Source organism: Sorangium sp. So ce176 (genome assembly GCF_051519835.1).
Taxonomy (GTDB): Bacteria; Myxococcota_A; Polyangia; order Polyangiales; family Polyangiaceae; genus Sorangium; species Sorangium cellulosum_G.
The window spans coordinates 982,441-997,861 of record NZ_CP150371.1 but is presented as its reverse complement, the minus strand read 5'-3'; the positions used below and the strand labels follow the sequence as shown (position 1 = coordinate 997,861).

Here is a 15,421-nt window from a genome sequence, read left to right as displayed (position 1 = left end):
GCCTCCCGCGCCCCCGGCGCGCCGCTCAGCAGCCGTCGCAGGCGACGCTCGGCGGCTGCGCGCCGTTCACGAGGTCGTCGAGCCACCGCACGAGCCGCGTCCCGCCCGACTCGACGGTGTAAAATTCCGGCCGCCAGAGGATGCAGTGCGCGCTGCCCGGCGCGAGGAACGAGCTGAAATTCGCCGTCGACGCCTCGATGCCGGCGATGGACGACTTCATGGCGTCCGACCAGGCCTGGTCGCCGCCGCCGCCCATCGCCTTGAAGAAGAAGATCTGGTCGTCGTCGAGGACGGTGTTGTACTGCGACAGGCGCATGTCGGGGTAGTGGGCGCCGATCACCTCGTAGAGCGAGGACAGCCGCGCGAGCTCGGCCGGCTCGAAGCCAGGTATCCATGTGGGATAGACGCCCTCGGGCTTCCAGGACGGGAGGCTGTCCCGGAAGAAGCTCTCGGTGATGATCCCGGCGCCGCTGTCGCCGAACTGGATCACGGAGGCGCCCTTGTAGTGCTCCCGCACGTGCGCGGACCACATGATCGAGCCGTACGCGCCCGCGCTGCAGCCGGTCACGAAGACCTTCTCGGGGGCGGGGACGTTCTCGTACACCCAGCCGAGCGCCGCGCGGACGTTGACGGCGCCCTTGTGCCGGATGGTGACGGCCTGGCTCCCCTCCCCGTAGGTGGCCACGTTGTCGCCCCAGTGGATATCCCCGGTGCAGTACGGGATATAGACATGGTGCCAGTCCCTGAAGGGGTTGTCCGGGTTCTCATGATCGTAGATCCCGGTCGCGCCCTGCTGGCTCACGACCGCCGGCTCATCGGTCACCGTCTCCTGGAAGAGCGAGCCTGCGACGGAGCACGTGGTGGCGTTCCAGCACGCGCCGCCGCCGCGGAACTCGACGACGAGGCGATTGACGGTGCCCGGGCGGACGAAGTACTTGAACGGATCGCCGCGCGAGCAAGTCGTCTCGCCGCCCGGCTCGATGGTGTTCCACCCGGGCGACAGGCTGAGGATTCCAGCCTGCGGCGCGCCGTTCGGGCTTTCGTCCTTGGCGGACGGCCCGCCGCAGCCGGCGAGGGCGAACAGGCACAGCGGTAGTTGAACATGAAGGAACGAGAGGGCCTTGATTCGCATGATTGTGGAGAATAGCACTCCGCGACTCCAGGGCTCCTCCCCCGGAGACGTCCTTCGCGGAATGATGCCGTGCGCTACCGCGGCGGAGCGGGCTCTGCCCAGAGCTGGGCCGCGGCCGCGCTGACGGCGCGCCGGATCGACCCCTCGTCGAGGCGGGCCCTGTCGCGCGGCGCGAGCACGGCGCAGATGGCGAGCGCGGTGATGTAGAGGGCGCCGATGAGCCCGATCCAGCGCAGGCTGGAAGCGCCCAGCCGCGCGATGATCTCGATGGGCACGATCTGCGCGCGGATCTGGACCGGCCCGATCACGAGCACGGCGCGGTCCCCCTCCTGGAGCTCGATGTCGACGGGGCCTGTCAGCAGGCGCCCGAGCCCGTCGGCGCCGTGGACGCGCGCCCGCGTCCGGCGCGGCACGTGCAGCACGTAGCGGGCGCCGATCACCTCCGCGATGACCGGGGCTGCTCTGTCGAGCTCCGCGAGCGGCACGCGCGCGATCGAGGAGGGCGTGTCGCCGATGTGCGCGCGCCCCTCGGCGAGCATGTGCCGGACGCCGATCACGTCCTTGCCTCGGACGGCGACGAGCTCCAGCGCGCGCCGCGCGGCGGCGCTCGTCGCGGGCGGCCGCGATCTCCGGTCGCTCGCAGGTTCGGCCCTGCTTGCCTCATTAGGCCCTTTCGCCATGTTCTACAGCCCCCCTCGTGTGGCCACTGGCAGGGTTCGACTCAGCATGTCACCCGGAGACCTGCCCTCGCTCGCGCATCACTCCCCTTCCCCGGCTTCCCTGGCACGGAGCGTTCCGCGGCGAAGCGCGCAAAGACGTGGCGCCCCGGCGATCTCGTCCAGCACGCGGGTGGGGCCGTCGCGCCGTGTGCCCGGGGGGGCGGAGGCTTGACGAGGGCGTCCCGGGGCCGGGAAGGTGGACCGACAGGAGCTCGCGCTCGACCTCGACGTCCGGCGCGAGCGCGTCGCGCGGCGCGAGCGATGATGTCGTGGAGGGGAGGCGCGCGCCGCGCGGGAGCGCGGCGGCGCGCTGGACTGCCTAGCTGCTCACGGGGTCACGTAGCAGACATCGAGGCGCGGCCGCTCGGCGGCGCTGGACTCCTCGCTCGACCGGAGGGTCCGCTTGCCCGGACCGACCTCGCGCAGGAGCACGCCGTGGTTGTCGAGCGCGCCGGAGACCCAGTCCTGGACGAGCGCCGTCACGTCGCAGGACACGGTCGTCGTCTGGTTGGCCGGCACCGCGAGGGAGGCCTCGACGGCCGCGTCGAAGGCGCCGTTCAGCGTGTTGTACGTGACGGTGGCCTCGGACCAGGGCGCCGTGATCGCGTGGACCTCCAGCGTCGCCGCCGTGGCGGCGTACTGCGCCCGCACCGAGAACGTCGCGCCCTCGATGGTCGCGTCCTCCGGGATCGCGCCGAGGTCGAAGGCGACGAGGCCCATCTTCACGCCGCTGCCGGAGGTGCCGGTGAAGAGGCCGGGGTACGAGCCCGAGCTCGTGTTCGGCTCGGAGGACGAGATGAAGGAGTCGGCGGCGCCGCCGACCCCGCCGCGGTGGATCGCGACGCAGATCGGATCGCAGGCGTTCCCGTCGCCGTCGCCGTCGTCGTCGCCCTGCCCCGGGTTCGCGTCGCCCGGGCAGTTGTCGCACAGGTCGCCGACGCCATCGGCGTCCGCGTCCGCCTGATCGGCGTTCGCCGCGACGAGGCAGTTGTCGCACGCGTCGCCGACGCCGTCGGCGTCCGCGTCCGCCTGGTCGGTGTTCGCCGCAAAGGGGCAGTTGTCCAGGCTGTCGCTCACCGCGTCGCCGTCGGTGTCGACCCACGCGGGGATCTCCACGTCGAACGAGGTGGTCGCGGTGTTGCCCGCCGCGTCGGTCGCGCTGCAGGTGACGGCGGTGAGGCCGACCGGCAGCACGTCGCCCGGCGCCGGCGAGCAGCTCACGTCGACGGGGCCGCTCACCGCGTCGATCGCGACGGCGGTGAAGGCGAGCTGCGCGCCCCACGGCCCCTCCGGCTGCACGGTCATCGAGCCAGGGATGGAGAGGACAGGCGCCCGCGTGTCCTCGACGACGACGGCGAAGGTGCCGTAATCGAGGTTGCCTGTCGCGTCGAGCGCATAGCAATGGACGATGGTCACGCCGATCGGCAGGGTGGTGCCCTCGGGGGTCGTGCAGATCACGGGAACGGCGCCGTCGACGTCATCGATCGCGGAGACCGTGAAGGTGGCCGCCGCGCCGTTCGCGCCTGTCGCCTCGATCACGAGGTCTTCCGGCACGGAGAGCGTCGGCTCTGTCGTGTCGCCGACCGCGCCGGTGCCGCAATCGAGCCGCAGATCCAGGTCGAAGACCGGCGGCGGGATGAGCATGACGGCGCTCTCGACATACGGCCGTTCGGCGTCGTCGGGCGCGTGGCAGCCGGGCTTCTCGGCGCGGACCTTGTAATAGCCGGTGAGGACATCCCACCCGAAGTGCCCCTCCGCGTCGGAGATGCTCGGGTTGGCGCGGTTCATCGGCGACATGATCGCGCTCCCGTCGGGCACGACGGTGAACGAGCCCGGAGCGCCGGTGTCGGAGCGGAGGAGCGTGACCGTGGCCCCCTCGACCGGCGCGCCGCCCACGGTGCGGATCCACCCGCTCGGATCGATGTAGATCGGGAAGCTGAAGCTCGAGGTCGTCGGGCCGCACTGCGTGCGGATGAGGACGGTAGCCGCGCCGTGGTTGGGGTAGAACGGCGGTATCACCGCGCGGAACTGCCCTCCCTGGTCGAGCTGCATCGGGCCCGCGGCGAAGGTGAGGGCGCCGAACTTCACGTCATAGCTCGCCGTCCCGCCGGCGCAGCCGGGCGCGGTCAGCGCGGTGGGATCGTGCCAGTAGACGACGGGGACGTCGCCGCCGCCCACGGAGGAGGGCTGGAGATCGACGCCCGCGGGCGGCGCGCTCGGCTTGCCGAGCGCGATCTCCTGAGCTGCGTAGATGGGGGACGGCGCCACGTCGACCTCGCTCTGGATCAGGTTCGACCCCGCCGGCGGGAACGCCGTGATCCTGTACGCCGTGATCGTCGGCATGCGGTTCGCCGTGAACTCGCCGAGCTCGTTGGTCGTCCCGTACCAGGGGCAACGGCCCTGCGTCGCGCTCTCGCAGATCTGCACGGGCGCGCCGGCCACCCCCACCACCTGGCCCGCGTCGTCGACCGCCGTGACGCGCCCACGGATGACCCCGTCCCCGTCGTTCAGGCTGCCGTTCCTGACCGAGTAGAGGTAGCGCCCTTGCTGGAGGGACCGCTCGCTGTGGCCGACGAGCGGATAGGAAAGGTCCGTGTCGATGAAGATGTCGTTGAGATCGGGATCCGAGGGGAGCTGGACCTTGCTCTTCGCCAGCTCGTAGGCCCCGCGCGGGTGCGTGCCGTCCGGGAGCACGCCGGGCGCATAGCCAACGCGGGCCGTCTCGCCGCCGAGCCCTGCGGCGCCGCCGCTCGCCGAGCCGGCGTTCCACTGGATCTGGTCGTAATTGAAGAGGACGTCGAAGTCCCCCTGGGCGCGATAGATGGCGTTCTGCAGCGGAGCGCAGCCCGGGTCCGAGGGGTCGCAGACAGGGGGCGGAGTGCACTCGGGCGACGTGGGATTGCAGTTCTGACAGCCCGGGTCGGCGGGGTCGCAGATCACGTCGTCGCACTGCGGCTCGCCGGCGTCGCAGGTGTGGGCGTCCACGAGCAGGAGCTGAAAGAGGTTCAGTCGGTCGGTGCTCGCCGAGAAGTAACCGACGCCCGCCGCGCTCCCCGAGCTCGGGTCGTAGCTCGCCCACACCGCGCAGAAGGCCCGCCGGCCGTCGCCGGGGAGCTTCTCGACGACGCCCCAGTGGACGAGCCCCGAGCCCGGGCCCGTCGTGTCGACGTCGGCGAAGAAGGGCGCGATGATGGCGCGGTCCGTGGTGTCGAGCGGGAATGGCGTATAGGCGTTCAGCGGACCGTCGAAGGTAATGTTGCCGTTGTTGTTGACGTAAACGCTGTTGTAACGGATATCGAAGAAATTGACTTCGAACGGGAGCCCCTGCACGCCGCTCGACCCGTCGTCGTTCGGCGGCAGCGTGTTCTCGAAGCAACCCTCGTCATAGATCACTGCGTTCGGCCCGACGGCGAGCGCCTCGCTGGGTAGACACCAACAAAGCACCAGAGCGCCGGCGGTCCCCCACCGACCAACATTGCGCGTCATCCTGTCCTCGTTTCGCCTCACACACAAAGAGGCGCGACGATAATGCATGCTCCCGGGGGTCGATGGAATCCTTTTTTGTCTCCGGGGCGCCGTTCGTACCGTTCATTCGCAGCGCATTCCGCGGGGCGCGGGCCGTAGGCGCATCGCGCGCATCGCGCGCATCGCGCGCATCGCGCGGATCTCGTTTGAAGGACAATGGAATTCGCTGCTCCGCGAAGAAGTGAGTCCTCGTCCTCCACCCCAGTGTACTCCGCTCACGATGGAATCTGGAATCGCGCGGGAGGTGCCTGCCCCCCGAGGAATTCGCTCATTGTGCAGCCATTTTCAGCGAAAAATTGAACAGGGAGGCGGGGAGACAGGGAGTGTTTGAAGATCTCCCTCCCCGCCTCGCCGCCTCCCCGTGAATTTTTCGCAAAATTTGAGGGGATGCCTCAGGCCTGCACCTTGACGCCGTTTCGAGCGCCTGGCTCTCATGGCGGCATGAAGCGCGTGCCCATTTCGCCGTGCGAGACCGTGGCAGCCCGGACTGGCCTGCTGACGGGATGGCTGCTCGCGGCCCTCACCGCCGCGTGCTCGCCTCCGGAGCCGCCGGCGGCCGAGGTGCTCTCGGCGCGCTTCCCCACCGTGGCGGCGCGCGTCGTCGACCGAGGTGACGAGCTGGTGGCGCAGGGCGCCGTCTTCACCCTGGCGGAGGATCGCGCCGCGGGGCGCCTCGCCGTGGAGGTGCCGCACGACGCCGCAGATCCGGTCCGCTTCCGCCTCCCCGGCGCCGGAGGGTGCGCCGGCCCAGCCACGGAGTGCCCGGACGCGCTGGAGATCCGGGTCCGCGAGGCGGGCGCGCGAGGAAAGGTGACGCGCGCAGGCCGCGCGCTCGCCCTCCGGCGGCCTGGAGGGACGTCGTTCTGGACCGTCGAGCCCGGCGCGGCCGAGGAGTGGCTGCTGCTCGAGGCGGACGCTGTCCGGCGCGGCGCCCCCGTGGCCTCATGGCATGTCGAGGGGGCGACGCTGCGCCAGGCGGGCGACGTGGTGCTCGCGGTGGACGGGGCCGGCGTCCCGCGGCTGCGCGTGACAGCGCCGGAGGCTTACGCCACGGGGGGCGAGCGCCCCGTCGGCGCGCGCCTGTCGGTGGACGGCGCGACGCTCGCGCTGCACGTCGACGCCGACGGAGAGGCGGTGCTCGTCGACCCCCTCTGGGAGCAGGTCCCCGCCACGATGAGCGCGGGGCGCCGGGAGCACACAGCGACCCTGATCGCGGGCGGCGCGAGGGCCGGCCAGGTCCTCATCGTGGGCGGGTACAACGGGGCAGCCGCGCTGAACACAGCGGAGCTGTATGACCCGCTGACCAACAGGTGGTCGTCCACGGCCACGATGGGCGCCACGGGGCGGTACCAGCACACAGCGACCCTGCTGGGCGACGGGCGCCGGGTGCTCGTCGCGGGCGGGCGCAGCGGAGCGAGCTTCGTGGGGACGGCGCAGATCTACGATCCCGACGCCGATACCTGGACGAGCGCCGGGGAGATGGGCAGTCGCGCGTCCCACACCGCGACGCGCCTCGACGACGGCGACGTGCTCGTCGCCGGCGGGATCGACGGCGCCAACGTGATCGGCGACGCGCGGCGCTACGACGCCGAGAGGGGCGCCTGGTCGGCCGCGGGGACGATGAGCGCGCGCTACACGCACATCGCCGTCGGGCTGAGCGATGGAACGGTGCTCGTCGCGGGCGGGTACTCCACCGACTACCTGGCCACCGCGGAGATCTACGACCCGGCCGCCAACGCGTGGTCGCGGACGGGCAGCCTGACGACGGCGCGGCGGTCGCACAGCGCGACGCTCCTGCCGGACGGCGACGTCCTGGTGGCCGGCGGAAACAACGGGGCGCACCTGACGAGCGCGGAGCGGTACGATGCCGTGACGCGGACATGGCTGTCCGCCGGCGACATGCCGGCTGCGCGCAGCAACCACGCCGCGGCGCTGCTCCTCTCGAACAGCGCGGTCCTGGTCACCGGCGGCTTCAACGGCAGCTACCTCGCCACGACAGCGCTGTACGACGTGGCGAGCGGCGCGTGGTCGGCGGCCGAGAACATGCAGATCGCGCGCGGCTACCACACGCTCGTGACGCTCGACGACGGCCGGCTCCTGGCCGCGGGAGGGCGGAACACAACGGCCGCCCTGCCGAGCGCCGAGCTCTATCTCCCCGGGATCGCCGACGGCGCGTCCTGCCTCGCCGACCGCGAGTGTCTGAGCGGCCACTGCGTCGACGGGGTCTGCTGCAACGACGCATGTGGCGGGGGCGATCCCGGCGACTGTCAGGCCTGCAGCGCCGCGGCCGGCGCGGCGGTGAACGGCGTGTGCGGGCCCCGCGCCTCGGGCCAGGTGTGCCGCGCCTCGGCCGGGAGCTGCGACGCCGAGGAGCGCTGCAACGGCAGAGCCACCGCCTGTCCCGCCGACGCTCTCGCGCCGACGAGCCAGGTCTGCCGGCCGGCGGGCGGCCCCTGCGACGCCGAGGAGCGCTGCAACGGCAGAGCCACCGCCTGTCCCGCCGACGCTCTCGCGCCGACGAGCCAGGTCTGCCGGCCGGCGGACGGCCCCTGCGACGTCGCCGAGCGCTGCACAGGCAGCGCCACCGCGTGCCCCGCCGACGCCTTCGCGTCGGCCGCCACCGTGTGCAGGCGGGCGGCGGGCCCGTGCGACGCGACAGAGACCTGCACCGGCGCCGACGCCGACTGCCCAGCGGACGCCCTCGCGCCGGCGACCCAGGTCTGCCGCCCGGCGGACGGCCCTTGCGACGCGGCCGAGCGCTGCACCGGCAGCAGCGGCACGTGCCCCGACGACGCCCGCGCGGCGCCGGAGACCGCGTGCGCGCCCGGCGCCTGCACCGACGACGCGACCTCCAGCGTTCCGCCGAGCGTCTGCACCGCGGAGGGCGCCTGCGTCGCGCGCGCCGCCGTGGACTGCGGGCTCTACGTCTGCGCGGGCGGCGCGTGCCTGACCGGGTGCTCGCGCCACGAGCAATGCGACGCCGGCGCCTACTGCGACGCCCCTGTCTGCCGGGCGAAGAAGCCGCTCGACGCGCCGTGCGCCGCGGCCGTCGAGTGCGCCGAGGGCGCCTGCGTCGGCGGCGCCTGCTCGCTCGACCGCGACCGCGACGGCGTCGTCGATGCGGTCGACAACTGCGTCGATACGCCGAACACCACGCAGACCAACAGCGACGACGACCGCCAGGGCGACGCGTGCGACGACGACGACGACGACGACGGCAAGCTGGACCCGGACGACGCCTGCCCCACGGTCGCGGACGCGGGCAGCACGTCGGATCAGGCCTGCGGCTGCGACAGGCCCAAGCAGGACGGCGACGCCTGTGACGACGGCGATCCCTGCACCCAGGTGGACACCTGCCGCGGGGGGCGCTGCGTCGGCGGCGACCCGTTCGTCTGCGAGCAGCCCGACCCGAGCACGTGCCGGTTCACGGCCTGCGACGGGCAGAACGGCGCGTGCGTCGAGCGCAACAAGCTCGAGCGGTCGCCCTGCCCTAGCGGGATCTGCATCGCCGGCGGCTGCTTGCTCGATCCCGGCGGCGGAGGCGCTGGCGAGGGAGGCGGCCCGGGAAGCGGCGGCGGCGGGGGGCTGGGCGGGGCCGAGCCAGGGGCGGGCGGCGCCGCTGGCGGCGCGGGCGGGGCCGGCGGCGAGCCTGGCACCGGGCCGGACGGCGCGGCGACCGGCGGCGCTGGAGGCAGCCCAGCCGGCGCCGGGGCGGCCTCCGGCCAGGCCGGCAAGGGCCAGCTCCGGCTCCACGGCGGCGGCTGCGCCAGCAGCGGCGGCGCGGGCGGCGCCGGGTACGGCCCGCTGTGGCTCGCCGCGGGGCTGCTCCTCTCGCGCCTCCGACGCCGCGCGCCGCGCGTCCGGCGCGGCGCCGCGCCGCGCCGCGGAAAGGCCCGCGCCTCATGAGCCGGGCGACCTCCGCCCCACGGATCCCGGCCTGAGCGGCTGCCGGCCGGAAGACGCGGCCCGGCGCCCTATTTCGTGGCGCCCCTCCGGCGCTGGTGTAGATCGCCGCCCGTGAGGAAGCGCCCCCTCGGCAAGACATCCCTCGAGGTCTCGGAGCTCGCCCTGGGCACCTGGGGTCTGTCCGGCGACGGCTATGGCCCGGTCTCCGAGGCCGAGGTCGATCGCGTCATCGACCGCGCGCTCGCGGTCGGCATCGACCTCTTCGACACGGCCGACGTCTACGGCCGCGGCGAGATGGAGCGCCGCCTCGGCAAGCGGCTGAAGGGCGCCGGCCCGACGTTCGTCGTCACCAAGATCGGCACCGATCTCGACGAGCTCCCCGCGAAGAAGCGCTTCGACCCGGCGCACCTCCGCACCGCGTTCGAGCGGTCGCAGGAGCGGCTCGACCGCGACGTGGTCGACGTCGTCCTGCTCCACAACCCCACCGTGGCCGCGATGCGCTCGAAGGAGCCCCTCGCCTTCCTCAGGGACCTCAAGCAGGCGGGGAAGATCCGCGCCTTCGGCGTGAGCGCCGGCTCCGCGGACGTCGCCCGCTCCGCGCTGCGCGACGAGGTCGACCTCATCGAGATCGCCTACAACGCCTTCCTCCCCGGCGACCTCCACGAGGTCGCGAGCGACGTCTCCGAGAGCGGCGCCGGCGTCCTCGCGCGCTCGGTGCTCGCGCACGGTCTCCTCGCCGGCCAGTGGAGCCCCGACCGCGAGTTCTACGCCGACGATCACCGCATGCACCGGTGGAACCGGGACGAGTTCAGGACCCGCATCCGCCAGCTCGACGCGCTCCGGCCGCTGATCAGCGGCCCCGTCGTCTCGCTCCGCTCGGTCGCGCTGCGCTTCGTGCTGGCGAACAACATCGTCTCGTCCGCCGTGCTCGGCCCCCGCTCGGTCGCCCAGCTCGACCAGCTCGTGCGCGAGGCCGGGATGCCCCCCTACCTCCACTTCACGACGCTCGCGGAGCTCTCCGGGCGCCTCAAGCACGCCGGCATCGAGGTGTCAGCAGGATGAACCAGAACGACAGGGAGCTCGACGAGATCGTCCGCATCGCGCGCGCCGCGGCGGCGGTCGTGATGGACGTGTACGCGACGCCGTTCACCGTCGAGATGAAGGGCCCGGGCGACCCGGTGACCCGGGCCGACCGCGAGGCGAACACGCTCATCTGCGGCGCCCTCGAGGCCGCGTTCCCCGGCGAGGCGATCCTCGCCGAGGAGAGCGTCCCCGCCGCCGAGGAGCTCGCCGCGCGGTTCCAGCGGGAGCGGGTGTTCTTCGTCGACCCGCTCGACGGCACGCGCGAGTTCGCGGACAGGAACGGCGAGTTCGCCGTGATGATCGGGCTCTCGGTCCGCGGCCGCGCCGCGCTCGGCGTCGTGGTGATGCCCACGACAGGCGAGGCGCTGGCCGGCCGCGTCGGCGGCGACGACGGCGGCGGCGGCTTCGCCTTCCTCGAGGCGAAGGACGGCAGCCGCCGCCCCCTCCGGGTCTCCTCCGTCAGCTCGACGGCCGACGCGTCGCTCATCGTCTCGCGGTCGCACCGGCCGAAGGAGCTCGAGCCCCTCCTCGCGCGGCTCGGCATCACGCGGGTCGTCCCGTGCGGCTCGGTCGGCGTGAAGATCGCGCGGATCGCGACGGCCGAGGTCGACCTCTACCTGCACGGCGGCGGCGGCGCCAAGCTCTGGGACAGCTGCGCCCCCGAGGCGGTGCTCCGGGGCGCCGGCGGCCGCTTCACCGACCTCTCCGGCGCGCCCATCGACTACGCCGGCCCCGGGCTCAAGCTCGCCCGCGGCATCATCGCATCGAACGGCGCCCTCCAGGACGCCGTGGTCGCCGCGGCGAGGTCGGAGCTCGGCTGAGGCGCGATGCGGTCCGAGGCGGAGATCGTCGTGGTCGGCGCGGGGATCATGGGCCTCGCGATCGCCTACAACCTCGCGCGGCACCACGGCATCACGGACGTCGTCGTCGTCGACCGGGGCTACCTCTGCGGCGGCGCCAGCGGCCGCAACGGCGGCGGGGTGCGGGCGCAGTTCTCGAGCGAGGGCAACATCCGGCTCATGCAGGAGAGCATCCGCATCTGCCGTGATTTCGCCCGCGAGATGAAGATCAACGTCTGGTTCCGGCAGGGCGGCTACCTCTTCCTCGTGCGCAGCGAGGCCGGCCGCCGGACGCTCGAGAAGAGCGTCGCCGTGCAGAACGCGTGCGGCCTCGGCACGCGGATGCTCACCGCCAACGAGGCGCGCGCCATCGTGCCGGAGCTCTCGACCGAGGGCGTCGTCGCGGCGAGCTACAACCCCGACGACGGCGTCGTCTTCCCCTGGCCGTTCGTCTGGGGCTACGCCGAGCGCGCGCAGAAGCTCGGCGTCGACATCGCCACCTTCACGGACGTCCTCGGCTTCCGCACGCGCGGCGCGCGGATCGACGCCGTGGTGACCGACCGCGGCGAGATCCGCACGCACAAGGTCGTCAACGCCGCCGGCGCGTGGAGCCCTGAGGTCGCGCGCCTCCTCGGCGTGGAGCTGCCGAACCGCCCGCACCGCCACGAGATCTGCTCGACCGAGCCGCTGAAGCCCTGGCTCGGCCCGCTGGTCGCGGACCTCTCGAACGGCCTCTATTTCTCCCAGTCGATGCGCGGCGAGATCGTGGGCGGCGTCTCCAACGAGGACGTCCCCGAGGGCCTCGACATGGGGTCGAGCCACAAGTTCCTCGCGCTCTACGCGCGGGCGCTCGTCACCGCGTGCCCGATCCTCGGCAGCGTGAAGGTGCTGCGCCAGTGGGCCGGCTGTTACGATCTCACCCCGGATCAGAACCCGATCGTCGGCGGCGTCGACGAGGTGGAGCACTTCTACCAGGCGTCCGGCTTCATGGGCCACGGCTTCATGATCGCGCCGGTGATGGGCAAGCTCATCGCGCAGCACATCGCCGAGGGCACCTCCCTCCCCCTGTTCGACCGCTGGAACCTGCGCCGCTTCAAGGAAGGCCGCCTCCTCAGCGAGGCGATGATCATCGGCTGAGCGGCGCCCTGCCGCCTCCCGGCGCCCGCCGCGCCAGCCGCGCCAGCCGCGCCAGCCGCGCATCGCCTATACTCGCCCCCTCCCATGGGTCACCTCATCCTCGTCACCGGATCCTCGAGCGGCATCGGCCTCGCGACGGCGGTCGCCTGCGCGGCCGCGGGCCACCGGGTCGTCGCCACGATGCGCCGCCCCGAGAAGGCCGCCGCGCTCCTCGCCGCGGCCAGCGCGCGCGGCGCCTCGCTCGAGGTCGAGCAGCTCGACGTCGCCGCGGCGAACGCGGCCGACAGGGTCCGGGAGATCCTCCAGAAGCACGGCCCCGCTTACGCCCTCGTGAACAACGCCGGCATCGCCGTCGGCGGCGCCTTCGAGGAGCAGGCCGACGCGGACGTCCGGTCGCAGTTCGAGACCAACGTCTTCGGCCTCATGGCCGCGACGCGCGCGGTGCTCCCGGCGATGCGCGACGCCGGGCGCGGCCGCATCATCAACGTCTCGAGCGTCTCCGGGCTCGTCGGCCTCCCCGGCGTGAGCGTCTACGCGGCCACCAAGCACGCCGTCGAGGGCTTCAGCGAGGCCCTGCGCTGGGAGGTCGCCCCCTTCGGCGTCCAGGTCTGCCTCGTCGAGCCCGGCACCTTCAAGACCGAGATCTTCTTCGAGAACCAGCGCCGCGGCGCCCACATCGCGCCCGACGGGCCCTACGCCGCCATGACCACGACGATCGAGCGGCTCGTCCTCGAGGACGCCGCCAGGGCCCCGGCGCCCACGCCTGTCGCGGCCGCGATCCTCCGCCTCATCGAGGCCCCCTCGCCGCCGTTCCGGACCCTCATCGGCCGGGACGCACGCGCGCTCGTCGCGCTGCGCCGTGTCATCCCCGACCGCCTGTTCGCCACGGGGATCCGCCGGCTGGTCCAGGTACCCCGCTCGCGTTGACACGCTCTCTGACGACGAATAGCGTCGGCTCCGCCGCTTCCGTCACGGGGCGGCGACACGTCGTGGCCGAAGGGGGGCCGCGCCCCCTGCCGCGCGCTGTAGTTGCCCGCTGTCGTCCCCTCAGGCTAACGAAGGCTCGTTGCTGACCGCCTCTCCTGCTGCGCGCACCGCGCGGCGGCGAGGTCAGGCCGGCAGCATCACCGAGGTCCCGGAGGAAACACCATGTCCCGCTCAGCACGCAGCATCCTGCCGCTCGTTCGCTCGCTCCTCCTGGGGGCCGCCACCGCGTCGTCGATGGCGCTCTCCGCAGGCATCGTCGCCGGATGCGCCGACGAGAACGACCCCGAGACGCACGTCAAGCGGCTCGACGACCCCGCGACGCTCACCCCCTCGGTCAACCGTCTCGTCCAGTTCTTCGAGGACGCGATGACGCGCGACAACAAGGACCGGAGCGGGCCGACGGTCAAGCCGCTCCTCGACAAGATCATCGAGCCGATGACGCAGAAGTGCGTGGGCGGCGACCTCGACGAGCGCACGCGGTCGAAGCTCATCAAGTTCATCTCCGACACGCGGGACCCGCGCGGCGAGGCCTGCCTCATCAAGGCGCTGAAGGACTACAAGCCCGAGTCGACCGAGGAGGACGTCCGCTGGGCCGTCCGCGGCCTCGGGGCCATGAAGTCGAAGGCCGCCGCCGGCCCGCTCATGGAGGTCTTCATCAAGCTCCAGCACGGCAAGCCGAAGGGCTCCACGATCTCGCGCGACGTCCACGACGCGATGGTCGAGATCAACGATCCGTCCTGGGAAGGGCAGCTCATCACCATGGTCGAGCGCCCGATCAACGATCCCAAGGACGTCGCCACGATGCGGAACGAGCTGTTCTGGCAGATCACCGCGGCGGAGCTGCTCGGGTGGCAGCGCAGCGAGAAGGCGGTCGTGCCGCTGCTCAAGGTGGTGCTCTCGCCGGTCAAGGCGGACGCCGCCACGACGGCCATCCTCGCCCTCACGAAGATCGGCAAGCCCGCCATCCAGCCGGCGATCGCGCTGCTCCAGGGCGATCAGAAGGAGCTCATCGAGTACTCGAAGATCGAGAACCTGAAGGGCGCCGGCGACAAGGCGAGCCCGGAGCAGAAGAAGGCCGCGGAGACCGCCCACGTGGCGGCCGCCGCGCTCGTCCTCGCGACCATCGGCCGCGAAGAGTCGGTGAAGCCGCTGCTCGCGGCGCTCGACAAGGCCGAGGACATCCCGCGCGCCATCATCGCGCGCGAGCTCACCAAGGTGCCCAGGACCCCGGAGACGATCGCGGCCTTCCAGGCGGCCTACGAGAAGACGCCCGCGGGGCTCCAGATCCCGCCGGCGGGCATCAACGCGCGCGTGATGCTCGCGGAGGCGGCGAGCAACTTCTTCGACGCCAGCATGGTGCCGTGGATCGTGAAGACGGCCACCGAGGCGCGCGGCGAGGAGGACGACGTCGCGCAGATCCGCGACGTCTCGCTCCAGACGGCGCTCAAGCTGATGAAGCCCGACCAGGTCGCCGACGTCGACCGGCTCGCGAACACCCGCACGAGCGGCGGCGGCACGGTCGGCAAGTCGATGGAGAAGGAGATCAAGCTCGCGAAGGACCTGCTGGGCGCCTGCGGCGCCAAGGTCGAGTGTTACGTCGGCAAGCTCAGCGAGCCGGCGTCGCAGGCGAAGGAGACGCAGTTCCAGGGGATCAAGTCCGCCTACATGGTCGGCGTCCTCGGCTCTCCCGATGTCCGGCAGCAGATCATCGACGCCATGCCGAAGATCTCGAACGCGGCCGTCCGCTTCGTGTCGGTCTCGGTCATCGACGCCCTCTCGCCGAAGGGCGACGCCGACGTCGCGAGCAAGCTGCAGAAGATCGTCGACGAGGGCGAGGCCTCGAGGGACGCCGAGAAGATCTCCGGCAACGCGCCGTTCAAGACGGTCATCTACCGCCTCGCCGCCCGCGCCCAGTGACAGCGGCGGCCGCGCGCCCCATCCCGGCGGCCAGCCAGGGATGGGGCTCCCCGTCCAGCAGTACGCGATTTTTCTAGCATCATAAGAATTCAACCGGCCCGGGCCCGCGGATCCGCCGGGGGGCGGGCTCCCCGGTTTTTCCTGGCATCTGCTCCGTCTTGACGGTTTACTCCGGG

At 72.3% G+C, this 15,421-nt stretch carries 9 protein-coding genes; 6 read left to right on the top strand and 3 right to left on the bottom strand.

What is annotated here, in order from left to right; genetic code table 11:
* Nucleotides 1–25: 25 nt before the first annotated feature.
* From WMF42_RS03715 to WMF42_RS03705, 3 genes are all read right to left on the bottom strand, one after another.
* Nucleotides 26–1,132: a pectin acetylesterase-family hydrolase gene (locus tag WMF42_RS03715; protein WP_437690203.1), complete on the bottom strand. Its 1,107-nt coding sequence runs from the start codon at nt 1,130–1,132 to the stop codon at nt 26–28.
* A gap of 74 nt (nt 1,133–1,206) precedes the next feature.
* Nucleotides 1,207–1,812 carry a hypothetical protein gene (locus WMF42_RS03710; protein WP_061606192.1) on the bottom strand — a complete coding sequence of 202 codons (606 nt, stop codon included), beginning with the start codon at nt 1,810–1,812 and terminating at the stop codon, nt 1,207–1,209.
* 366 nt (nt 1,813–2,178) lie between these two features.
* Nucleotides 2,179–5,337: a DNRLRE domain-containing protein gene (locus WMF42_RS03705; RefSeq protein WP_155798075.1), complete on the bottom strand. Its 3,159-nt coding sequence runs from the start codon at nt 5,335–5,337 to the stop codon at nt 2,179–2,181.
* Nucleotides 5,338–5,850: 513 nt separating this feature from the next.
* Here WMF42_RS03705 and WMF42_RS03700 point away from each other — a divergent pair.
* From WMF42_RS03700 to WMF42_RS03675, 6 genes are all read left to right on the top strand, one after another.
* Nucleotides 5,851–9,282 (top strand): kelch repeat-containing protein, encoded by a 3,432-nt coding sequence (locus WMF42_RS03700; protein WP_437690200.1) that lies wholly within the window; start codon nt 5,851–5,853, stop codon nt 9,280–9,282.
* A 111-nt stretch (nt 9,283–9,393) separates the two neighbouring features.
* Nucleotides 9,394–10,344, top strand: coding sequence for an aldo/keto reductase (locus WMF42_RS03695; protein WP_081426293.1), 951 nt, complete (start codon nt 9,394–9,396; stop codon nt 10,342–10,344).
* Nucleotides 10,341–11,186: a 3'(2'),5'-bisphosphate nucleotidase CysQ family protein gene (locus WMF42_RS03690; RefSeq protein ID WP_437690197.1), complete on the top strand. Its 846-nt coding sequence runs from the start codon at nt 10,341–10,343 to the stop codon at nt 11,184–11,186. The genes WMF42_RS03695 and WMF42_RS03690 overlap by 4 nt, the downstream gene beginning before the upstream one ends.
* Before the next feature lie 6 nt (nt 11,187–11,192).
* A complete protein-coding gene (locus WMF42_RS03685; protein WP_434045534.1) occupies nt 11,193–12,341 on the top strand; it encodes an NAD(P)/FAD-dependent oxidoreductase in 1,149 nt (382 codons plus the stop codon).
* An 84-nt stretch (nt 12,342–12,425) separates the two neighbouring features.
* Nucleotides 12,426–13,268, top strand: coding sequence for an SDR family NAD(P)-dependent oxidoreductase (locus WMF42_RS03680; RefSeq protein WP_437690195.1), 843 nt, complete (start codon nt 12,426–12,428; stop codon nt 13,266–13,268).
* A 222-nt stretch (nt 13,269–13,490) separates the two neighbouring features.
* A complete protein-coding gene (locus WMF42_RS03675; protein ID WP_437690194.1) occupies nt 13,491–15,245 on the top strand; it encodes a hypothetical protein in 1,755 nt (584 codons plus the stop codon).
* The last annotated feature ends 176 nt before the right edge of the window (nt 15,246–15,421 follow it).

Coding starts and splice junctions, on each gene's coding strand:
- WMF42_RS03715 (WP_437690203.1), bottom strand. CDS start 1,132: ATGCGAATCAAGGCCCTCTCGTTCCTTCATGTTCAACTACCGCTGTGC.
- WMF42_RS03710 (WP_061606192.1), bottom strand. CDS start 1,812: ATGGCGAAAGGGCCTAATGAGGCAAGCAGGGCCGAACCTGCGAGCGAC.
- WMF42_RS03705 (WP_155798075.1), bottom strand. CDS start 5,337: ATGACGCGCAATGTTGGTCGGTGGGGGACCGCCGGCGCTCTGGTGCTT.
- WMF42_RS03690 (WP_437690197.1), top strand. CDS start 10,341: ATGAACCAGAACGACAGGGAGCTCGACGAGATCGTCCGCATCGCGCGC.
- WMF42_RS03685 (WP_434045534.1), top strand. CDS start 11,193: ATGCGGTCCGAGGCGGAGATCGTCGTGGTCGGCGCGGGGATCATGGGC.
- WMF42_RS03680 (WP_437690195.1), top strand. CDS start 12,426: ATGGGTCACCTCATCCTCGTCACCGGATCCTCGAGCGGCATCGGCCTC.
- WMF42_RS03675 (WP_437690194.1), top strand. CDS start 13,491: ATGTCCCGCTCAGCACGCAGCATCCTGCCGCTCGTTCGCTCGCTCCTC.